Source organism: Chryseobacterium sp. SN22, assembly GCF_008329705.1.
Lineage (GTDB): Bacteria > Bacteroidota > Bacteroidia > Flavobacteriales > Weeksellaceae > Chryseobacterium.
In genome coordinates, this window is the sequence record NZ_VTSX01000011.1 from 116660 (window position 1) to 139088 (window position 22429).

The window sequence follows — 22429 nt, forward strand, 5'->3', positions numbered from 1 at the left end:
ATGGGTATCAGTTTTAGATTTTGGGAAATTACTTTGGGGAAGGTTTTTCCTGGAGCAGCTTTTTCAGCCTCCGCTTTTCTTTTGCGGAAATGCCTTTGGTTTCCACGACGATGACGCCGTTGCCTGCTTTGTTTCCGAAAAGCGCGGTGGCCTTTTCCCCTTTGAAAACCTGCATGGATTCGATTTTTTTCGGATCAAGCTTAATGAAGATTTCCTGAGTGTTTACCGCTCCGTCGATGATAAACAACGGATTGTTGTTCAGTTGCGAAGAAGCCTGGCAACTGATGGAAATATCTACTTTACCTGAACCCGGTGTTTCCGAAATGGAATTGATGTCTACTCCTGAAACCTTCCCGCGAATTATCATAGAGGCTTCCTTACTGCCGATCCTGTTGGCGGTCAGTTTATTTCCGTCGCCTGAAGCCGAAGCGGTTAGGTTGTTCCTGAATGAACCGTTTTTATTGTAGGCTAAAATTTCAGGTTCCTGATTATCGTTTCTGAATGCCAGTGAACGATTGGAATAGATGGCTTCCGCGGTATCGGCAACGGTATTCAGTCCGGGCACCTTCTTTTTCGAAGGAGGAGTGGCCGAAAGTTCCTGAACCATGGAAGCTTTCTCCTTTCTGAGGCCCATGGCAATAATTTCTTCGGTATTCCGACGTTCTGCTTTTTCCATCATTACTTTATCATCCGAAGCAGATGCTATTTCCTGTGGAAAGGTTTGTGCCAAAGGCATTCCCCAAACCGGAGCAACAGCATCAGGAACATTTATTTCCGGAACTTTCCGGAAAGCTGTTTTTGTGTTTGGAGATTTCAGTATCTCTTCCATGATATTTGCCTTTACGGTGCTGTCAGTTCTCCGGATCGGTACAGAGATTTCTGCCGCTTGGTTTCTTGAGGAAGCGGTCTGCTGTGCAATAGTCTGGTGAGAAGATACCGTGTTTTCTTTTTTATTGGTGAAATAAAATATACCGGAACCGATCAGAAGACTGGCCGCAATGCCGTAAAGAATCCAGAGACCGGTGGTTCTTCTTTTATTCTCTTCCTTTTTATCCAGCTTCTCCTCCACTTTGGCCCAGACTTTATCAAACCCCGGAAAAGTCGCAGGTTCTTCCAGGGTTTTGGAAGCTTCATTGAATGTTTTATCTATATTGTTATTTTCCATTGTGTTTAATTTAGATGTTTTGGTTGACCAGCAGTTCCTGAAGTCTTTTCCTGGCAAAGTTGAGCTGGGATTTGGAAGTGCCCTCGCTGATGGAAAGCATGCTTGCAATTTCTTTATGGGGATAGCCTTCGATGGCAAAGAGATTAAAAATCGCCCGGCAACCTTCGGGAAGAAAATTGAGAAGGCTTAAAATATCTTTTTCTGACGACCCGTTTTCCAGAGAAGAATCGGTAGAGAATGCATAGTCTTCTTCCAACGAAATATGAAGCTCACGGGCAGTCCGTAACTTCTGAAGGCATTCATTCACGGCAATTTTCTTTGCCCAGGATTCAAAAATATCCGGATTCTGCAGCTGGCTGATCTTTGTGAAAATTTTATAGAAGCTGTCCGCCAGCACTTCTTCAATATCTTCATCGTTCTTCAGGTACCGCCTGCATACCGTATACAGCTTTCCGGCCATCTTTTCATAGACTTTCCGCTGGGCGTTGCGGTCATTCCGCCGGCATTGCAATAATAGCTCTTGTTCCATAATCAGGCTTTATATCTACATAGATGCAGAAAATTTCCAAAAGGTTGGAAACAGGTTTATTTTTTTTTAAAAATAATTTAATTCGGCAAAGCATACAAATCCCGGCTGTAATTTAAAGCCAAGAAAACCAACACAATAAAAAACCGAAACAGATTATTAATTTTTTAAATAAAATATCAATATGACTCTGAAACAAAGCTTTCCCTATTTGTACGTATGGGCCTTCTCATAAAAATCGTTTTTTCCATTTAACTTTTCCTTTTGTAACGAATCTCAGGTAGGAACGACTATTCGTATAAATAATCTTTTATAGTAATGAAAAAAGCCAAATTTGTATCATTACTTTTTGTTTTGTCTGCAGGAAGTATGATGTATGCCCAGGATGACCTCATCAACAAGTTAAAAAACAACCAGTCCCAGAAAACCAATTTCCAGTTTACGACACTGAAAGACGTAGGCGCTACTTCGGTGAAGAACCAGGGTTCTTCGGGCACATGCTGGAGCTATTCGGGAAATTCTTTCCTGGAATCCGAAATGCAGAGGATGGGCAAAAAGCCCGTAGACCTGGCAGAAATTTTTACGGCAAGAAATTCTTACCATGATAAAGCAAAGTTATACGTTCTGAACAACGGCGCCATCAGCTGGGGTGACGGCGGGGAACTCCACGATGTCATCAATATGTATAAAAAATACGGTGCGGTTCCTCAGGACGCCTATACCGGATTGAGACAGGGGCAGACCCTGAACAATTTTTCCGAGATGCAGGGCAAGCTGAAACCGGTGCTTGACAGCCTGGTTCAGGCCGGATCAAAAGGAAAGCTGACGGATAACTGGATGTCTTCCGTAGATGTAATCCTGGACGAATACCTGGGTAAAGTTCCGGCGAATTTTACCTATGAAGGAAAATCGTATACGCCGCAGACTTTCGCAAAGGAAGTCGTAGGCATCAACCCCGATGATTATGTAGAACTTTCTTCCTATAAGGATTACCCGTACTATCAGAAATTCGTTGTTCCGATTCCGGATAACTGGAGCCATGATTCCGACTGGAACGTACCGATGAAGGATCTGACAGCCATTATCGATAATGCGGTAGGCAAAGGCTATTCCGTAGGCTGGGCGACCGATGTTACAGAGCCTTATTTTTCGTATAAAAACGGCGTAGCCTATGTTCCGGACACTGACCTGGATCAGATCACCAAAGAGAATACGGGAACGTTATTCACCGAGCCGAAAAAAGACAAAACCATCACCGAGGATATGCGCCAGAAAGCGCTGAACAATCTTTCCACGACCGATGACCACGGAATGCATATCGTAGGCCTGGCCAAAGACCAGTCTGGAAAAGAATATTATATGGTAAAAAATTCATGGGGCGTAACCAACGATTTCGAAGGATATCTTTACGTGACCAGACCGTATGTAGAATATAAGTCGACGGCTATTCTGGTTCATAAGGATGCGCTGCCGAAGAACATCAGAAAAGAACTGAAGCCGACCCAGAGCATCGGTCTGTAAAGCAGAATCACTATTGTCATTTAATGATGGCAATTTTAGATATTTAATCTTGTTAAAAGCCGTTTTCATTTTGAAGACGGCTTTTTATATATTCTTCTCTTTATTTAATCCTCACCATGAACATGAAAATGACAGGTTCTGATAAACACGCTGTAAAATTCTATTGATCCTATGCATTATCTTTAAGGTGATAAGCTGAAAGAAGGAAGCTGTATGCCGGAAGTTCTTTTGTCAAAAATAAGGTCTAAGGTACTGATGATCATACAAAGTCGTTTGTCATTCTATTAAAAAAGTGCGGAACGTCTGCCGTTCTATAAAAATTACCGAGGAGCAATTCTCCGAAATCTATGCGTGTAAAAGTTTCGATTCCGAACAGATCCTGCTGTGAAGCAAGCTGCTGAACCAAGACTTTTTCAGAATTTACAGCCGGCACCTGATCCTTTATTCACATATTCTGGTAAAAAACAATGTCTGAAATAAGTCTTTAAAATCCGTATTTTCTATATTTATTTTTTCATTGGCCCGGGAAATATTATCTTTGATACTCACCAAAACAAAGACTTATGAAAAATGCACAAAGCTTAAAAAGATCAGAACTGCGAAAGATCAACGGAGGAAATCCTCCGGAATGTCCGGTAGATACGGTAGAATGCTACTATCCTCCCAAAAACGGAAAGCCCGGCTACTGGAGATGTGTTTCCACTAGTATAGGTTGTCCGAATTAAACTAAAAACCGCTTCAGAAAAAATCCTGAAGCGGTTTCGTTTAAAATAATTGATAGGTAAAATCAGGTGAATGATGAATGGTCAATCCGCTGCTCGTCAATTGGCTTTGTACAAAAACAATTTACCATTGACTTACGAAAGCAAAATTTACCATTCACCTCTTAGTACAGAACGGACATGCTCTCCGGTTGAAAATCCTGAAGTTCTTCCGTTTTTCCTTCTTTGATTTTTTTTACCCATTGCGGATCCTGCAACAGAGCGCGGCCTACGGCAACCAGATCGAAGTCTCCTCTTTCCAACCTTCTGGTGAGTTCGGACAAATCGGTTTTCCCGGTTCCCTGTCCGGCAAAAGCGGCCATAAAATCCCCCTCTAGTCCTACCGATCCCACCGTGATGGTCGGCTGTCCGGTAATTTTCTTTGCCCAGCCGGCAAAATTCAGATCGGAACCTTCAAATTCAGCTTCCCAGAATCTTCGCTGAGAGCAGTGGAAAATATCAACGCCTGCTTCTTTCAACGGCAGCAGCCATTCTTCCATTTCCTGCGGGGTCTGTGCCAGCTTAGCTGAGTAATCCTGCTGCTTCCACTGGGAAAGCCGGATGATGATGGTGAAATCTTCTCCTACGGCAGCTCTCATGGCTTTAACGATGTCTACGGCGAAGCGGCTTCTTTCTTTCAGCGTTTTCCCGCCGTATTCGTCAGTTCTGGTGTTCGTCACTTCCCAGAAAAACTGGTCGATCAGATATCCGTGGGCCCCGTGAATTTCCAAGACATCAAAACCCAGGTCTTTTGCGGATTTTGCTGAAGCAGCAAACTGAGCGATGGTATCCTGAATATCTTCAAGGGTCATGGTGGAAGCTTTTTCCATAGGAACCTCCGGGTAGTCGTCCGAACTTCTGGTATCGCCGACATGCCAGATCTGAGGTCCCATTTTTCCGCCGTTTTCATGAACGGCATCAATTACGTTTTGCCAGCCGTTCAAAGCTTCGGCTCCGTAAAAATCGGGAATGTTCTGCATGTTTTTGGATGCCGGTCTTTTGATAACCGTCCCTTCAGAGATAATCAGTCCGACTTGCGCTTCCGCTCTACGGGCGTAATAATCTGCAATCTGCTGCGTTGGAACTCCATTATCGGATTGGGCTCTCGTCATCGGAGCCATGACGATTCTGTTTTTCAGTTCTAAATTCTTATAATGAAAAGGCTTAAACAATGCGTCTGTGCTCATTTTTTAATGTATATTTTTATAATTGTTACACAAAGTAACTAATAATAGTTCGTATTTGTATCCCATCATAAAAAAAAGTAGTAACTTCGCGGTAACTGATGTTGGTAACGTAAAGGTAACTTAAGGTAAAGGCTGAGGTTGAGACGAAGGTTAAGGCTACCGTAAAAAAACAAAGTAAGATCTTGTTTCTAAGCCACCCCTATATAAAAGTATATCGTTTATAAATAAATCGTTATGAAAAAGAACGAATTGATGCAATATAGCTGTCCTTTAGGCAAGGCCATGTCTGCTTTGGGAAGCAAATGGAAACCGATCATCGTACTGGTGATCAAAGACCGGAAACTGCGTTTCGGAGAGCTTGCCGTACGCATCAATGTGATCTCCCGGAAAGTACTTACCGACCAGCTGCGGGAAATGCAGAACGACGGCCTGGTGATCCGGGAAGAGTTTAAGGAACTCCCGCCAAGGGTAGAATATTCGCTGACTGAAAAAGGGCTGGCCCTGCTGCCGATTCTGTATCTGCTGGAAGAGTGGGAAATGAAATATCATGTGTATGATCCTGAGAAAGAGAAGGATTGTAAGACGATTTTAGAAGGGAAAAAGACAGGGAAAGCAACGGTCTGAATTCCTGTTGCTTTTCATAAGCAGCCCATCAGCAAAAGGCGTAATTTTTATATTTTGGGTAATTATTAACCCTGCATTGAGGATTGCATCCTTCCATTGACGGCGGCTTAGAAAATGAATGCTCCTATATTGAAGCAAATAAAATTCGCAGTGCTCCCTAAACGGTCTGGGAACAATAATAACTCACTTATCCTTAAGGACTTATTTTGCTTCTTTGAAAAATAATATCCTCTGATCAGAATCCAGGAATCCGTGCAGTGCCCTTACGGCAAGGATTGTATCCTGGGAACCGTCTGCAAAAGTAATTGAGCAGGATGTATTTTATTTCTCTTGGGCTGGGCGGAAACCCCTACTTTGATGTTTCGATTGCTTTATCATGCTCATGCCTGTTTCCATAAATATCGCATACCGTTATTTCCAAATTTTTCATTTTATACAGGTCTGAAAGATCATAAAATAGGTAAGAAGCAATAACCGAAGCGACTATATTAATTAAAATCAGGCCGTCTAGAATTTTCAATATTACCACGAGCGAATCCGAAATGATATAGAATAATAAACAGAAGACAGCAAAGGAAATGATCATGCCTAATACAATTTCTGATAATGGAAAGGAACAATAGGGAAATAATTTTCATAATTTACCGGACTCTTTTCAAAATTAATGATTCTCAACAAAAAACCGCTTTCCAAAAAAAGCGGTTTTAAATTTTATCTAAATCTCAATTAAAATATCGCCGGATATTTCTGAGGATTGGCTTCATTGAACATGGCATAGATTTTCTCTACCATATCATCTGCAGATGGTTTGCTGAAATAATCCCCGTCGCTGGCGTAGGCCGGGCGGTGATCATTGGCTGCAATCGTTAGCGGATCGGAATCCAGGTATCTGAATGCTTTTTGCTTTTCTAAGATCTGCTGTAAAATGAAAGCAGACGTTCCGCCTTCCACATCTTCGTCGATCACTACCAAACGGTTGGTCTTTTTCACACTTTCAGCGATTTCATGCGTTAAATCGAAAGGAATCAAAGACTGAACATCAATCACTTCTGCCGAAATACCGATTTTTTCCAGTGCTTCTGCCGCTTCCATCACGATTCTCCAGGTGGAACCGTAAGTTACCAGGGTAACATCGCTTCCTTCTTTCGTCACTTCGATTTTCCCTACAGGAACGGTGAATTCCCCTAAGTTGTCCGGTTGTTTTTCTTTCAGTCGGTATCCGTTCAGACATTCAACAATTACTGCCGGATCATCGCTCTGAAGCATGGTGTTATAAAAGCCGGCTGCTTTGGTAAGGTTTCTCGGAACCAATACCAGGATTCCTTTAGACAGGTTCAGAATTCCTGCCATCGGAGAACCGGAATGCCATACGCCTTCCAGACGGTGCCCTCTGGTTCTGATGATCACCGGTGCTTTCTGCCCGCCTTTGGTTCTGTACTGTACGGTTGCCAGGTCATCACTCATCCCCTGCAGGCAATATAAGATGTAATCCAAATACTGGATTTCGGCAATCGGGCGCAGTCCTCTCATTGCCAAACCGATTCCCTGTCCTAAGATCGTTGCTTCACGGATTCCCGTATCGGCTATACGGACATCGCCGTATTTTTCCTGCATGCCTTCCAACCCCTGGTTAACGTCACCGATATTTCCGGCATCTTCACCAAAGACCAAAGTTTCAGGATATTTTTCAAAAATTTTATCAAAATTGTTTCTTACCACTACCCTGCCGTCTACATCTTCAGAAGCATCGGAGTAGACCGGCTTAATTTCTTTTATATTCTCCGCTTTCCACTGGGACTGTGAATATAAGTGAGAAGAATAATTGTCTTTCTCTACTTCAAAAATCTCCCGGTATTTCTGCATCAACAGGCTTCTTTCCTGAGAACCCCATCCTCTGGTTGACAGCAGAGCCTTTCTTATCAAATGGAAAACATCTTTTTTGGCTTTGGAAACCAGTTTGTTGAACTGACCGATATACCCTTCAATTTCAGAGTTCTGACCTTTAAGGTTTTCGACCAACGGCAATACCGCCTGCACCAAATCGGTAATGGTTTTCTGGTAGCTTTCCCAAGCCGTTTTCTGACCTGCTTTTACCGTTTTTTTCGCTTCGTCTTCAATAGCGTCCAGTTCTTCTGCCGTAGCCAGCACCTCCTCCTTGCCGTCGATTTCGATAGAATAGTTGAGGATCCATTCCCTGAATTTTACCAGTCCGTCGAACTGGGATTCCCAGGCCAGGCGTTCTTCATTTTTATATCTTTCGTGGGAACCTGAAGTCGAGTGCCCTTGCGGCTGCGTCACTTCAATGACGTGCACCACTACCGGAATACTTTCTACCCGGGCGAATTGCTCCGCTCTTGCATAAGCATCCAGCAAAGCAGGATAATCCCAGGCTTTTACCTGGATAATCTCGCATCCCTGGAATTCGCCTTCCTTTCTCTGGAAGCCACTCAGCATTTCCGCAATATCGGCTTTTGCCCGCTGTTTCATGGTCGGAACAGAAATGCCATAACCATCGTCCCAGATCGATACGATCATCGGCACCTGAAGCGCACATGCCGCATTCAGTGTTTCCCAGAAATGGCCTTCCGCAGTAGAAGCATCACCAATGGTTCCAAAAGCGATTTCATTACCGCCATTTGAAAATTTTTCAGACCCCTCAAACGTTACAGATTTATATATTTTGGAAGCCTGGGCCAGCCCTAGTAATCTCGGCATCTGTCCGGCTGTAGGAGAAATATCCGAAGAGATATTCTTTTGTGCCGTAAGATCTTTCCAGCTTCCGTCCCCATTTAAACTTCTTGTTGCGAAGTGGCCGTTCATCTGTCTTCCGGCGGATGCCGGCTCTCTTTCTACACTGGTATCGGCATACAGCTGTGCAAAAAAGCTTTCCACCGTAAGGGCATCCACTGCCAGGGCAAAAGTCTGGTCGCGGTAATATCCCGAACGGAAATCCCCGTTCTTAAAAACTTTAGCCATCGCCAACTGAGGAAGCTCTTTACCATCCCCAAAAATACCGAATTTAGCTTTTCCTGTAAGGACTTCTCTTCTTCCCAAATAGGACATCTCACGGGAAACCCTTCCTGACTTATAATCTTCAAGTATCTGATTTTTAAAATCTTGAAAGGAAATCTGCTGGGTTTCAATATAGGTTGTCTGCATAGCCAGATATTAAATATTTTTAATGTTGAAGTATTTTGCTAATATACACTTTTTAAATTAATTTTAATTTTTAATAATCTTTTTTAAAAATTTGATAATAAAAAAAATTGTGTCTATCTTGGGATAAATTTGTAAGCCGTGGAGAAAAAGTCGACCCATATTCTTAATGCTTCAAGCAATCTTCTGGGATTTTCTTTGGTGATTATTACTTTATTAAAGATCTCAAGAATCAGCCGCAGCACGCATTTGGATGAATTTGCCGGGTTAGCCTGCATGTTTTTTGCCTTCAGCTGTTTCTTTTCATTCCTGGCGATCAGGACACAGCATGAAAAACGTGCAAACCGGTTTGAAACTATTGCGGATTATTTATTTTTAATCGCTTTATTTTGCATAGTTTCAGCGGTTATTATTGTAACCCTGAAAATAATTTAAACTAGAATTTCCTTTCAATAACGTAATCGAGCATGATGTGCAGGGACCTTCTAGCTTCGGAATCCGGAAATTCATTCAGAAGGTCTTTGGCTTTTTGCTGGAAGTCTTTCATTACAGTTATTGCATAATCCAGTCCGCCGGAACTTTTAACAAAGTTGATCAGTTCCTTTACCCTCTTCTGGTCGTTGTTATACCGCTTGATCGTGTTGAAATAATATTTCCGGTCCTTTTCCTCTGCCGTTTTTAAGGTATGAATGAGAGGCAGTGTCATTTTCTGTTCCTTGATGTCGATTCCTACCGGTTTTCCGATTACATTGGACGTCAGGTAGTCGAAAAGGTCGTCTTTGATCTGGAATGCCATTCCCGTATAGGTTCCGAAGTCCATCATTTTTTTCGCCAGAATTTCATCTGCGCTGTTAGAAAGGACTCCGATTTCACAGCAGGCCGCAATAAGGGTAGCCGTCTTCTGGCGGATGATTTCGTAATAAACGTCTTCGGTAATATCCAGTTTTCTGGCCTTTTCCAGCTGGAGCAGCTCACCTTCGGACATTTCGCGGATCGTCCTTGAAATCACCCCCAACAGATCGTAATCTTTATGGTCGGTAGAAAGCAAAACCGATTTGGAAAGCAGGTAATCACCTACCAAAACGGCGATTTTATTCTTCCACAATGCGTTGATGGAAAAGAAATTACGGCGTTTAAAACTTTCATCCACCACATCATCGTGCACCAGTGTCGCTGTGTGGATCAGTTCGATCATGGAAGCGCCCCGGTAGGTTTTTTCATTTACCTCACCCACTAGCTTAGCACAGAGAAATACAAACATCGGACGCATCTGTTTCCCTTTTGTCGTAACGATAAAACGGGTGACTTTATCTAATAAAGGTACTTTACTCTGCATGGATTCATAAAACTTCTGCTCGAAAAGTTTCATTTCCTCATTGATCGGTCGCTTGATTTCTTCTACGGTGTTGGCCACAATCTTCGAATGATGGATAAATTATTAATTACCACAAAGATAATTTTTTTCGGGCAATTTCAAGGGATTTACTCCCCTAGTTTATCTTTCGGAATAAAATAAAGGCTTTGTTTACCCCCTCCCAACGGAGAATGGAATTTTTCCCCTGAAATATAAATTCCCTCCGAATCCACGGCAATACCTTCGATCTGCCCGATCGCCAAAGCACTCCCGAGATAGTATCTTTTAGGATTTTCTCTGAAAAACATCCCGGCTCCGGTTTCTTTAAAAACCTCCAGGAATACTTCGGTCTTTTTGGTATAGCCGACCAGATATAATTTTTTATCGAAATAGGAAGCGTCCGTCACCATAAAACCGGTTTTGTAAGTTTCCGTCTTCTGTGCCTTCTGCTTTTCTTGTATTTCCGGATCAATGAGGTAATGGGTTGTTGATTTGGCGCCCCATTCTTTGGTAAAAAGGTGGATTTTGCCGTTCAGATACACCATGGCTTCCGCATCAAAATCGGTTTCGGAATATTTCGGTACAAATTCCTGCTGTTCGGGATATTCAAACGAAATCAGCCTGAGGGAATCGTGTGAAGAAGCATTCAGGGGCACTTTATAAATTTCCAGATCTTTCCGGGTTCCGCCGTTGTTTCCGAAGTCACCGATGTAAAAATGGCTTCCATCGTTTGCCAAAGCTTCCCAGTCTTTGTTTTTCCCGTTAATCTTTAAGGTGTTGATGATCCTTCCCGTTTTTTTGTCCAGTTCAAAAAGTTCCGGCAAATTGCCACTGTCGTTAAAAGTATACAGCCTTCCGTTGATCAGGCTTAAACCCGAGCTCTCCTTTAGTCTCTCATCCAGTTTACTGATTCTGTACTTCTTTACTTTCAGCAGGCTGGACTGTTGGGCAAATGACAGAGCGGAAATGGTTACGGCAAATACCAGAAATATCTTTTTCATCAGGTAAAAATATTTATTTAAATATAAATGAGAAAGTAGTCATCAACAATTTGTTCGTATATCATCTAATAAGATTAGACTTCCTGTAAGATACGGATCTCTAATACTATGTTGAGATCCCTGGAAGGATCACAAAGAGTGCGTTGAAGATTTTAAATTAATCCCTCTCTATTTTATTAAAATATTATTTCTTAAGATATAAATATAAACTTGGAAATTACTAATATTAGCAATAAATTTTTAAGCTAAAATCAAAAAGGAACGGATAAAAAGCCGTTCCTTTTGACAGGTAAATCAGATTGATAATCCTTCTTTTTATGTCTAAAAAATAAAACTGAATCTAAGCCTTAGCCTATTCCATTTAAGCCGAATTTCTTTTCCTTTTCCTACCTCTTCCTGTTTTTTCTTTCAAAATAATCTTTCTGGTACTGCCTTACGGTTTTTCCTGTTCCGTCGTGGCGCCATCCCGGGGAATTGAAGATGTAATTGATGCGGTCTGAAAATTTCAGTCCGGGCTGTCTGATGTCTTTCCAGATTTTCCGCCATTCGTAAAAGAGGACGGTGTCGGGTTTATTGTCCGGCATCTTTGGGTAGATTCCATATTTTACCGGTACATTTGCATCTTCCTTTTCAAAAGTTCCGAATATTTTATCCCAGATAATCAGGCACATGCCCATATTCCGGTCCAGATACTTGATGTTGCAGGCATGATGCACACGGTGATGCGACGGCGTTACAAGAATATACTCCAGGATTCCCATGCTTTTTACCGTCTGGGTATGCACCCAGGTCCCATATACCTGGCCAATGGCGTATACGACCATGATGTGCCACGGATCAAAACCCAAAAAGGCCAGTGGGGAAAAATAAAGGTACCGGTATAAAGGCTGCAGAACCGGACTTCTGAAACCGGTGGTCAGGTTGAAATATTCCGAATTGTGATGGGTAATGTGAACCGCCCAGAAAGCCCTGGAATGATGATCTACATAATGCAGGACATAATAGGAAAAATCGGTTACCACAAAGCACAGCAGCCAATACCAGATGGTAAAATCCCAGGAAAAAAGCCTCAGGTTATAAAAGAAAAACATTACGCCCATGGCAAAGGCCTTCATCACCAGGTCGAGCCCGAAATTAAGCGCAGCAAGATAAATGCTGGTTGCCACGTCTTTACCATTATACAGTTTAGCCTCCGAAACATGGCTGTAAATCATTTCAGCCAGGATAATTGCGGCTAGGATCGGAATGGACCAAGCATATACGCTTTCCAATCCGTCTTCACCCAAAAAATAATCCACCATCACTTCAAATTTGTCCTGCAAATTTAAGGTTTTGGGAATTCGTTAAGAAAAATTTTTAATTTTTTTAAGGGAAATTTAATCTGCCGTTTTATTGGCCAGCTGTCCACAGGCTGCATCGATGTCGCCGCCCCGGCTCTTTCTTACGACACAAACGATCCCGGCATTTTCGAGCTGACGGATATAATTTTCTTCCGCCTGCTTGTTGCACTGGTCGTATTTCCCGTCACCGATCGGGTTGTACTGGATTAAATTTACTTTGGAAGGAACCTGCTTGCAGTATTTAATTAAAGCTCTGATATCTTCATCACCGTCGTTGATGCCTTTCCAGACGCAGTATTCAAAGGTAATGACGGAGCCTGTTTTTTTATACCAGTACTGGAGCGCTTCCATGATCTCCGTTAACGGAAATTTATCGGAAAACGGCATGATTTCGTTCCGCTTGGATTCGATGGCTGAGTGAAGCGATAACGCTAATTTCACCTTCAGCTCTTCATCGGCCAGCATTTTGATCATCTTAGGGATTCCCGAAGTAGAAACGGTAATTCTCCTCGCCGACATTCCCAGACCTTCCGGCTGGGTAATTTTGCGGATGGCTTCCACCACGTTTTTATAGTTCATCATCGGCTCGCCCATTCCCATAAAAACGATATTGGAAAGCGGCCGGTCGAAATACATTTTGCTCTGGCTGTCGATGAGCGCTACCTGGTCAACGATTTCGGCTACTTCAAGGTTTCTCATTCTCTTGAGCCTTGCCGTCGCGCAGAATTCGCAGTTCAGTGAGCATCCTACCTGTGAGGAAACACAGGCGGTTGTCCTGGTTTCCGTAGGAATCAGTACCGATTCCACCAACAGGCCGTCGTGCAGCTTCACCCCGTTTTTGATGGTTCCGTCCGTACTTTTCTGCAGGAGGTCTACCGAAACAGGATTGATGGTATATTCTTCGGAAATTCTTTCACGAAGGGTTTTCGAAAGATTCGTCATTTCATCAATCGAATGAAGATTTTTACTCCACAGCCAGTCGTACACCTGCTTCGCACGAAACGGCTTCTCTCCCAAAGAAACAAAATATTCCTTGAGCTGGTCGAGTGATAAAATCCGGATATCTTTCATAATATTAAAGAGCCAAGGTAAAAGTAAAAAGAATCAAATTGATGGTAAACAAAAGGATTCAATTCAGAAATATAAAGAGCCAGGTCAAATTAAAAGTTGAAAGCTTGTATTATTCAGGATTGCAGCTAAAATATTTCAGTTCCGCGCACTTTCGTCTGATAAAGCATTAAACCCGTCAGAATCGTAACCCTCCTATTCTTTTAAAATCCGGAGCTAAAATTACTTTTCCTCAGATCACTTTTTACTTTTAACCTGGCTCTTTTACTTATTTTTTATAAAATTAGCATCGCATCTCCGTAAGAGTAGAATTTGTATTTCTCTTTTACGGCTTCTTCGTAGGCACGCATGATGAAATCTTTTCCTGCAAACGCAGCAATCATCATGATCAGAGTAGATTTCGGCGTGTGAAAGTTGGTAATCATACAGTTGGCCACTCCGAAATCGTGTGGCGGATAAATGAATTTATTTGTCCATCCGTGGAAGGCAGAGATTTTCTTGTTGGAAGAAACGGAGGTTTCCAGTGTTCTCATCGTGGTTGTTCCCACGGCGCAGACTCTTTTGTGAGATTCTACTGCGTTATTGATGATCCGGGCATTTTTCTCGTCAATAAAGATTTCCTCAGACTCCATTTTGTGCTTGGAAAGATCTTCCACTTCAATCGGGTTAAAGGTTCCCAATCCTACGTGAAGCGTTACCTCAGCAAAGTCGATTCCTTTTATCTCCAATCTCTTCATCAAATGTCTTGAAAAGTGAAGACCTGCGGTAGGGGCAGCCACGGCACCTTCTACTTTTGCATAGATGGTCTGGTATCTTTCGGCATCTTCCGGCTCAACGTCTCTTTTGATGTATTTCGGAAGCGGGGTTTCGCCCAGTTCTTTTAATTTAGACCGGAATTCTTCGTAAGAACCGTCGAATAAGAATCTCAGGGTTCTTCCTCTTGAAGTGGTATTGTCGATTACTTCAGCAACCAAAGATTCGTCTTCTGTAAAGAACAATTTATTTCCGATTCTGATTTTTCTTGCAGGATCTACCAAAACGTCCCAGACACGGGTTTCCTTATCAAGCTCCCTTAAAAGGAAAACTTCGATTTTCGCTCCCGTTTTTTCTTTGTTTCCGTATAAACGGGCAGGGAATACTTTGGTATTGTTGAAGATAAAAAGATCTCCTTCATCAAAATAATCCACCACATCTTTGAAAAGCTTGTGCTCGATGGTTTCTGTTTTTCTGTCCAGAACCATCAATCTTGCTTCGTCTCTGTGTTCGGACGGGTGTTCTGCCAATAATTCTGCAGGAAGATCAAAATTAAAATCTGATGTTTTCATTTTTTAAATTACGGTTTAAAAATTACTGAAATTACAAGGTGTAATTTTCGGACTGCAAATATACGACATCAGACACCCCTTTGTCAAGTATTATTTATGCGGAAGTTAAATTAATTTTAAATCCGGAAAGAAACCGTGGATTTACGGGGGCTGATAAAGACAAAAAAAGCTATTTTTGATCACATTAAAAATTACCTTATGAGTAAATATTCAATTGACGCTTTTATAAACGAAACGAAAGAAAACCCGCAGGAAAGGGATTATTTCGAACTGGAAAAACCCCAGCTTCTGGAAATTAACCTGAACAACCAGTCGGTATGGACCAAAGCCGGAAGCATGGTGGGTTATGTCGGAAACATCAATTTCGAAAGACAGGGCATGCTTTCCGGAGGTCTCGGCAATTTACTGAAAAAGGCCATCAGCGGCGAAGGTGCCAAACTGATGAAGGCGGAAGGTACCGGAAAGTTATATGTGGCGGATGAAGGAAAAAAGGTAAGAATTCTGTATCTCAACAACGAATCGGTTTGTGTGAACGGAAACGATGTCCTGGCGCATGAGCAAAGCATCAAAAGCGATATCACGATGCTGAAGAGCATTGCCGGAGTGATGTCGGGCGGACTTTTCCAGGTGAAACTGTCCGGAACGGGCCACATCGCCATCACGACCCACGGCGATCCGCTGACGTTACTGGTAACGCCTGATGCACCGGTTTTCACCGATCCGAATGCCACGGTAGCCTGGTCCGGCAACCTGAGCCCTGAACTGAAAACCAGCGTTTCCCTGAAAAGCCTGATCGGAAGGGGAAGCGGCGAAGAGTTCCAGATGAAGTTTTCCGGGAACGGATGGGTGCTGATTCAGCCTTATGAGGAAGTGTATAGGATTGAGAAATAATATTTAGCGTTGATAAGTTGGAGGAGGGAAGCTGGATGCTGGAAGTTTATTGCCAACATTTAGATCCGGAAACTGACTATTAAATTGCATGAATATCTGACTTAGCATTAAACAGATATTATCGGATTTCTATCATATACAAAAATAAGAGCAAAATCATAAGTTTTGCTCTTATTCTTCAATATCAGAGCCATAACTGTACTCTTTCAGGATAAGTTTTTCCGGAATTTTAATGGTCAGGTCTACTTTCTGAATGCCGGTCAGAGCGTTATCAAACAAATACCCTGAGGAATATTGGATCTGTTCTCTTCTGATCACATATTTAGAACCCGGATCCAATAATTCTTTCAGTTTTTCTTCCATTTCATCAGTCCTGGTATAATCTGCGCCAATATGGGTATAGTTCAGATCTGATTTTTCCAGCGTGACCAACAAAGATATTTTTTTATGTTTCAGTCTGGAATTTTTAAAAGCAGTGATTCTATAATTTGCAGAATCTATTTTCTCAGCTTTTATAACGTTTTCCTTGTTGGAATCTCCGAAATTACTTTCATTATCTTTGAATTGATTGGTATGTTTATATACAAAACTTATATGATCTCCCGATTGAATCACATTAAAAACATGTCTTCTGTTTTGATCCTTCTGAAAAATAGTACCTGTAATTTTTTTATCCCTAACCTGAAGAACAAGCCTGGCTTTTGTTGCGGAATCATAGAAAAAATCGGTAACCCACTGTTGACGATCCGGTTGGGTTCTTATATCTTTGTGCTTTATGAAATAATCAAAATGATATTCCTGGGAAAAAATCCGGATAAAGGATAGAATAAAGAACAGCGGTATCAGTTTTTTCATAAATACATTTTAATTTTCCTCCATTCTTCCAGTTTCTTCTCAAAAGAAATCGTGTGCAGCGGGCTTGTGGAAGGCATTAAAAATACAGGAATTTTGTAATTCTTTCCTAACATTTTCTGCAGATTCTTGTATGATTTTCCGCCGTTACAGAAAATGGCTTTGATATTCGGATGGTTGTCCAGCAGCTCGTCGATCTGATTAGCTTCTTCATTCTTAATTTCCGAATCCAGACTTCCTTTTCTTTCGCAGGAGTCGATCACGTCCCAAAGTGCGATATGGTGTTTTCTTATCACCTCAATTCTTTCGGAATAATCATCGGTAAAACCCTCCTGAAGCAATTCAAAAATAATTTTCCAGAATTTGTTCTGCGGATGGGCGTAATACTGCTGTTTTTCCAATGATTTCACCCCGGGAATAGATCCCAGAATTAAAATTTCGGAATGGATATCAATGATGGGCGGAAAAGATGAAATACGGTCGGACATCTTTTAATCTTTATAATCTTTAAACTGTTCTGTTATCATCTGCCGTATACCTTGCGGTAATGCGATTTTTTTATCTATAGTTTTTATATCCATTAATTCTTCTGTAAAAACATTCCCGTTCATGTAGTCAAACCTGATCTTTTTGATTACGTAATTCTCACGCGGTAGCTGTCTTTTAAACTCTGATAAAATTTTTGCTTCGGTAAATTCGGAAATATCGGACAAATGAAAATACATCAAGTCAGAATCTGCTTTTTCAAGTTCAACATCAATAATGAAATTTACCTTTTTGTTTTTATACGCTTTTACAACATATGCATTTTCACCAGTTTTTTCAATTTCAATACGATTTACAAATCTTTTATCTTTTGCGTCATCCTTAATAAACCTTCTTGCATATTGATAATTGTATAAATGGGACCGGCCTGCTTTTTCCAGAACAGCAAATCTATAGTTCATTTTAGTGTTAAGATCTTTTATCAACTGATTTTTTGTTTGTTAACTATATCTGAATTCATTTCATAAGAATGATCTTTAGAATTTACACATACGTTATAATCATCAAGCTTTTTTACTTCTGGCTTTATTCGCCTTGCCTGATAAGTTAGTAAATAATCAAATTCATAACTCTGACAAAACACCAAGCCAGAAACAAGTAGAAAAGAAAGTAAAAGCGTTCTCATTGTAATTCTTTATTCATGATTAAATTTTAAAATTTCAAAAAAATTGCGATTGATTTTTTTTCAATCGCAAGATAAATATTCATTTTTTATTTTACAAGGTTTCTTTCAGCCAGTCGAAGAACTCCCTTTGCCATACCAGCCCGTTCTGCGGATGAAGCACCCAGTGGTTTTCATTCGGGAAATAGACCAGTTTGGATTTCAGTCCGCGAAGCTTTGCCGCCTGGAATGCTTCCTGTCCCTGCTCGTAAGGCACCCGGTAATCGATTCCGCCCTGTACGATCATGATCGGCTTGTTCCATTTGTCTACGAAATTGCTTGGATTGAATTCCGTGTAGGCTTTCGGAAGCGGTTTTTCCCATGGTGAACCCAGATCCCAATTGGCAAACCACAATTCTTCGGTGGTCAGGTACCAGGATTTCATATCGAATAACCCATCGTGTGCGATGAAAGTCTTGAAACGGTTCTGGTGAATTCCAGCCAGCATGAATACGCTGTATCCTCCGTAGCTTGCTCCTACTGCCGCTACCCGGTCGCCGTCTACATAAGGCAATGTTTTGGCATAATCGGTTGCCGCCAGATAATCCCGTATCGGCTGTCCGCCCCAGTCCCTGGAGATTTCTTCGTTCCATTTTGTTCCCCAGCCCGGCATTCCTCTCCTGTTCGGTGCCACAACGATATAACCGTTAGCTGCCATCAGAGCAAAGTTCCATCTTGTGCTGAAAAACTGAGTCAGGGCAGATTGCGGCCCTCCCTGGCAATACACCAGCGTCGGGTATTTTTTATTCGGGTCGAAATTCGGCGGGTAATGGAACCAAACGCCCATTTCCTTACCGTCGGAAGTCTTTACCATCTTCAGCTCGGATTTCCCTTGAGCCAGGTTGGCGTAAGCTTCTTTATTAGGTTCCGTGATCTGTTTCATTTCTCCGTTTTTGATATTTACAGAGAAAAGATCGGTCGCATGGTTGATGTCTGTTCTTCCCACCACAAGCGAATTTTTCTGATCAGCAAAAATTTCATTCACATCAAAGTTCCCTTGGGTAATCTGCTGAACCTTCGCATTTTTAGGATCTAATGAAAAAAGCTGCTTGGTCCCTCTGAAAGCGGCTGTAAAATAAATGGTTTTTGAATCCCCGCTCCAGAAAACGTCTCCTGAAACACTGTCGTCCCAGCCGGAAGTGAGGTTGGTTGTTTTCCCGGACTTCCAGTCCATGATTTTGATATCGTTCTTATCGGCTTCATAGCCGTCTCTCGCCATACTCTGCCAAACCAGTGATTTCCCGTCAGGACTGAATTTCGGGTTAACATCATATCCTTTATTGGTTTCCGTTAAATTTTTTGTTGTTCCCGAAGCCAGGTCGTAGGCGAAAATATCCGTATTTGTGCTTGTGGAATATTCTTTTCCGCTTTTCGGCTTGGTCACGTATAAAAGCTGTGAAGAATCCGGGCTCCAGATAAAATCTTCGGCTCCCCCGAACGGCCTTTGCGGCGAATCCCACATTTTCCCTTCCAGCAGGTCTTTGGCAGCCTCTGCCTTTTCGGAAACATTCACAACGAAAACGTGATTGTATTTTCCTTCATTGAAATAGTCCCAATGACGGTGATTCAGATCCGTGTAGACCTGGGCGGTGGTTTTCGGGGTATCGGAATATTTGTCCTTTCCCATGACTTTTTCCATCAGTACCTGTTTGCTGAAGGCTATTTTTTTACCGTCCGGGGCAATAACGATATTATCGGCTTCCCCGACGGTATAAAATTCCGTCCATGTTTTTCCGTTGTCTCCGGAAAGGAAAATCTTGTCGCCTTCCTGCGCGTAGATCCCGTTTTTGTCCCACTGGATCAGGGCCTTCTTGCCTAAATCAATTTTGGACGACTGGTAATTAAGAACATTAAGAAAATAGTTCTCGTTTTTTGTTTTTTCTGTTTTAAGATCCACCTGGCCTACTTTATAGATCAGGGAGGACTGGTCAGGAGAAACAGCCTGTACACCCACTTTTTTCAAAGTCCACAGGATTTCAGGCGTCATTACTTGTTGTGCATTCATTAAAAGCGGAGCTGCCAGAGCCAGCAGACTGTACTTAAGTTTCATATGTTGATATTCATTTTTATGACCGGGGCCCTGTTGTAAAGGCACCGTTCTTATTCATTTCAAAGATGGCCAAAGTTAATTATTTAAAATAAAACAGGGAGCGGGAATCAGGATTAATTTATGAGGGAGCCGGAAGAGGGAAGCTGGAGGCTGGAAGTTTTATAGTCAATATCATAAAATAAGTATCCTAAGTCTGAATTGAGTTGTTCGTTATCCGCTCAATAAAATTTCTTTCCAGATCGGATTTAAATGCCCGAAACTTTTCACTTTACTAACTCACTGAAAATAAGACTGAAAGACAAAACCTAACGGGTCTGAAAACCCGTTAGCTTTTATTAATTCACTCAGTTCCCTGTATTTAAAACTACCCTTTGTTATTAAATATGCTATTCCTATTTTTCCGAAGTATAGTCAAAAAAAAGAACGAACCGAAGTCCGCCCAAGTTGATTGATATATAACCTTTGATTGATTGATTTCTTTTTATCAATCGCTATCCGAAAACATCGAATTGGCGAGAGAGGTAACAACGGAGAGCAGGATGCTGAAAATCAGGGCCCACAAAAACCCGTTCACTTCCATGCTGTCTATAAGATAGTCCGCGATCAGAATGATAATGGCATTGATAACGAGGGTAAATAAACCTAACGTAATAATTGTAAGCGGCAGCCCCAAAATTTTAAGGACCGGCCTTACGAATAAGTTCAGCAAGCCCAGCACGACCGCAAAAATCACCGCTCCCGTAAATCCTGCGAAATGCACGCCCGGCAAAATCCAGGTCAGTAAATAAGCTACAATGGCGGTTACCAGAAGGCGGATGATTAAATTCATACGTTTATTTTATCGGAGGTTTGTATGCAAAATGTATTCCATTTCTGAGGGAAATTTAATAGACAATGGGTTGGCTATTGAAATGGTGTTATGTATATTGGATTCCAGTCATCGGGCTGCCCCCGGTAGTGCTGTAAGCCGCCTCTTCGGAACTAGAGCATTCCTGAATACAGATATTCACAAAATAAATTTAATATCATTGGCTGAGATTAACCGGGAAACTTCCAGCATCCGGCATCCCTCTTCCACCCTTACATTAAAATTATTTTATCTTCATCATCGTTACCAGTGAAGTCGCGACATGACTTTCGGATCCGCCGTTTTCATCGACGGTGTAAATTTCAGTGCGGATGACACTGATTTTGGCACCGCCTTTCACCACGTAGGATTTTGAAACCAATGCGTCACCGATTGCCGGCCGCAGGTAATTGACTTTCAGTTCGACCGTCACCACATAGCAGTCTTCCTCGTAATGACTGACAGCGGCATAATCTGAAGAAACATCGACCAGAGAAGCGATCATGGCCCCGTTGAACATCCCGGCCTTCCGGGTCATCAGGTCCATTTTCGGGATTTTCATCGAGATAAAGTCGGTTTCCGCTTCCAGGAGTTCGGCTTTGTAGAATTTTAAAGTTTCGGAACGGTTGAAACTGTCGGTAATCAGCTGCTTTTTTTCTAGGGTCATAGCAATTTGTTTAATTTAATCTATACGTTCTGTTCAGGGCTTATTTATGAATTCAATAACATCTTTACTGAGCTCTTCCGCCCTTTCGACCGGGACGCCGTGTGACGCACCTTTGTAGATTTTCAGTTTGGAGTCTGGGATTTCTTTGGCGATATATCCGGTGTGGGAACGGAGAATCAGGTCATTTTCTCCGGCCACCACGAGGGTTTTAGCTTTGATGTTGTTGAGCTGCTCTTTCGTAATTTTTGGTTCGTCAATCATCAGCTGGATAAGGCGGATTTCACTTTGGGGTTTTTGTTGGGCTGTTTTTTCAGCCACGTCGCGTTTCATCGACTGCACCTCGTTCTCCCCTACGCCGGCCGGAAAAACATTGGCCCCGCTGGTGATTATTTTATTTATTCTGGCAGGATATTTAATCGCAAATTCAAGCGCGGTATTTCCGCCGTCGCTCCATCCGAGAATGTTGATCTTTTTGAGTTTCAGCACATCGGCCAGCAGTTTTACGTCGTCGGCAAATTTTCTGTACGTCAGCGGTTCTTTAGAAGCATCCGTACTTTTTCCCTGCCCGCGCGAATCCATCGCGATAATCATGAAATGCTTTGAAAGGGTCGGTATTTCTTTGGCAAACGCGTCAATGCTGCCTCCGTTTCCGTGAAGCAGGAATAAAGGTCTTCCTTTTCCGTACACTTCGTAATAAATATCAGCGTCTTTAAGGTGCAGGATTTTTCCGGCAGCGGGATTTTTCCCAAAATTATAGTTTTGAGCAAAGCTGAGCGTACAGAAACAAAGGATGATCAGCCCGATTACTTTTTTCATGCTGTGAAAATTTTAGCTGAGATTAAAGGTAGGAAATTTACCCGTATTAGAGGACTTATCATTTTTTTTCT

20 protein-coding genes are annotated in these 22429 nt (G+C 42.0%); 4 read left to right on the top strand and 16 right to left on the bottom strand.

The features are described 5' to 3' along the window. Positions 1-28: 28 nt before the first annotated feature. Positions 29-1165: a TonB-dependent receptor plug domain-containing protein gene (locus FY557_RS09275; protein WP_149246969.1), complete on the bottom strand. Its 1137-nt coding sequence runs from the start codon at positions 1163-1165 to the stop codon at positions 29-31. Positions 1166-1175: 10 nt separating this feature from the next. Next, a complete protein-coding gene (locus tag FY557_RS09280; protein WP_149246970.1) occupies positions 1176-1694 on the bottom strand; it encodes an RNA polymerase sigma factor in 519 nt (172 codons plus the stop codon). A gap of 315 nt (positions 1695-2009) precedes the next feature. On the opposite strand from FY557_RS09280, the gene FY557_RS09285 reads away from it, so the two are divergent. After that, positions 2010-3212 (top strand): aminopeptidase C, encoded by a 1203-nt coding sequence (locus FY557_RS09285; protein ID WP_149246971.1) that lies wholly within the window; start codon positions 2010-2012, stop codon positions 3210-3212. 563 nt (positions 3213-3775) lie between these two features. Then, positions 3776-3937, top strand: a complete 162-nt coding sequence (locus tag FY557_RS20115) for a hypothetical protein (protein ID WP_185151696.1) — start codon at positions 3776-3778, stop codon at positions 3935-3937. 161 nt (positions 3938-4098) lie between these two features. Here FY557_RS20115 and FY557_RS09290 read toward each other — a convergent pair whose 3' ends face one another. Then, the gene (locus FY557_RS09290) at positions 4099-5160 is read right to left on the bottom strand and encodes an NADH:flavin oxidoreductase (RefSeq protein WP_149246972.1); all 1062 of its coding nucleotides are present in this window, start codon (positions 5158-5160) and stop codon (positions 4099-4101) included. 234 nt (positions 5161-5394) lie between these two features. Here FY557_RS09290 and FY557_RS09295 point away from each other — a divergent pair, with 234 nt between their 5' ends. Then, entirely contained in the window at positions 5395-5784 is a 390-nt protein-coding gene (locus tag FY557_RS09295; RefSeq protein ID WP_149246973.1) for a winged helix-turn-helix transcriptional regulator, read from the top strand. A 726-nt stretch (positions 5785-6510) separates the two neighbouring features. Here FY557_RS09295 and FY557_RS09300 read toward each other — a convergent pair. The 6 genes from FY557_RS09300 to queA form a co-directional block, all read right to left on the bottom strand. After that, entirely contained in the window at positions 6511-8943 is a 2433-nt protein-coding gene (locus FY557_RS09300) for a thiamine pyrophosphate-dependent enzyme (protein WP_149246974.1), read from the bottom strand. A gap of 433 nt (positions 8944-9376) precedes the next feature. Further along, positions 9377-10354, bottom strand: a complete 978-nt coding sequence (locus FY557_RS09310; RefSeq protein ID WP_149246976.1) for a polyprenyl synthetase family protein — start codon at positions 10352-10354, stop codon at positions 9377-9379. A 68-nt stretch (positions 10355-10422) separates the two neighbouring features. Continuing rightward, positions 10423-11295: a hypothetical protein gene (locus tag FY557_RS09315; RefSeq protein WP_149246977.1), complete on the bottom strand. Its 873-nt coding sequence runs from the start codon at positions 11293-11295 to the stop codon at positions 10423-10425. 386 nt (positions 11296-11681) lie between these two features. Continuing rightward, positions 11682-12596, bottom strand: a complete 915-nt coding sequence (locus FY557_RS09320; RefSeq protein WP_149247001.1) for a sterol desaturase family protein — start codon at positions 12594-12596, stop codon at positions 11682-11684. A 75-nt stretch (positions 12597-12671) separates the two neighbouring features. Continuing rightward, a complete protein-coding gene (rlmN, locus tag FY557_RS09325; RefSeq protein WP_149246978.1) occupies positions 12672-13706 on the bottom strand; it encodes a 23S rRNA (adenine(2503)-C(2))-methyltransferase RlmN in 1035 nt (344 codons plus the stop codon). Between the two features lie 272 nt (positions 13707-13978). Then, the gene (queA, locus tag FY557_RS09330) at positions 13979-15028 is read right to left on the bottom strand and encodes a tRNA preQ1(34) S-adenosylmethionine ribosyltransferase-isomerase QueA (protein ID WP_149246979.1); all 1050 of its coding nucleotides are present in this window, start codon (positions 15026-15028) and stop codon (positions 13979-13981) included. A gap of 198 nt (positions 15029-15226) precedes the next feature. Here queA and FY557_RS09335 point away from each other — a divergent pair, with 198 nt between their 5' ends. Then, positions 15227-15919, top strand: a complete 693-nt coding sequence (locus FY557_RS09335) for an AIM24 family protein (protein ID WP_149246980.1) — start codon at positions 15227-15229, stop codon at positions 15917-15919. A gap of 171 nt (positions 15920-16090) precedes the next feature. Here FY557_RS09335 and FY557_RS09340 read toward each other — a convergent pair whose 3' ends face one another. From FY557_RS09340 to FY557_RS09370, 7 genes are all read right to left on the bottom strand, one after another. Further along, positions 16091-16774 (bottom strand): hypothetical protein, encoded by a 684-nt coding sequence (locus tag FY557_RS09340; protein ID WP_149246981.1) that lies wholly within the window; start codon positions 16772-16774, stop codon positions 16091-16093. Next, positions 16771-17259, bottom strand: a complete 489-nt coding sequence (locus FY557_RS09345; RefSeq protein WP_149246982.1) for a DNA-deoxyinosine glycosylase — start codon at positions 17257-17259, stop codon at positions 16771-16773. The genes FY557_RS09340 and FY557_RS09345 overlap by 4 nt, the downstream gene beginning before the upstream one ends. Before the next feature lie 3 nt (positions 17260-17262). After that, positions 17263-17718: a hypothetical protein gene (locus tag FY557_RS09350; RefSeq protein ID WP_149246983.1), complete on the bottom strand. Its 456-nt coding sequence runs from the start codon at positions 17716-17718 to the stop codon at positions 17263-17265. A gap of 315 nt (positions 17719-18033) precedes the next feature. Beyond that, positions 18034-20028 (bottom strand): S9 family peptidase, encoded by a 1995-nt coding sequence (locus tag FY557_RS09355; protein WP_149246984.1) that lies wholly within the window; start codon positions 20026-20028, stop codon positions 18034-18036. A gap of 484 nt (positions 20029-20512) precedes the next feature. After that, a complete protein-coding gene (locus tag FY557_RS09360) occupies positions 20513-20857 on the bottom strand; it encodes a phage holin family protein (RefSeq protein WP_149246985.1) in 345 nt (114 codons plus the stop codon). 262 nt (positions 20858-21119) lie between these two features. Continuing rightward, positions 21120-21542, bottom strand: coding sequence for a PaaI family thioesterase (locus FY557_RS09365; RefSeq protein ID WP_149246986.1), 423 nt, complete (start codon positions 21540-21542; stop codon positions 21120-21122). A 33-nt stretch (positions 21543-21575) separates the two neighbouring features. Next, positions 21576-22358: an alpha/beta fold hydrolase gene (locus FY557_RS09370; protein ID WP_149246987.1), complete on the bottom strand. Its 783-nt coding sequence runs from the start codon at positions 22356-22358 to the stop codon at positions 21576-21578. Positions 22359-22429: the final 71 nt, after the last annotated feature.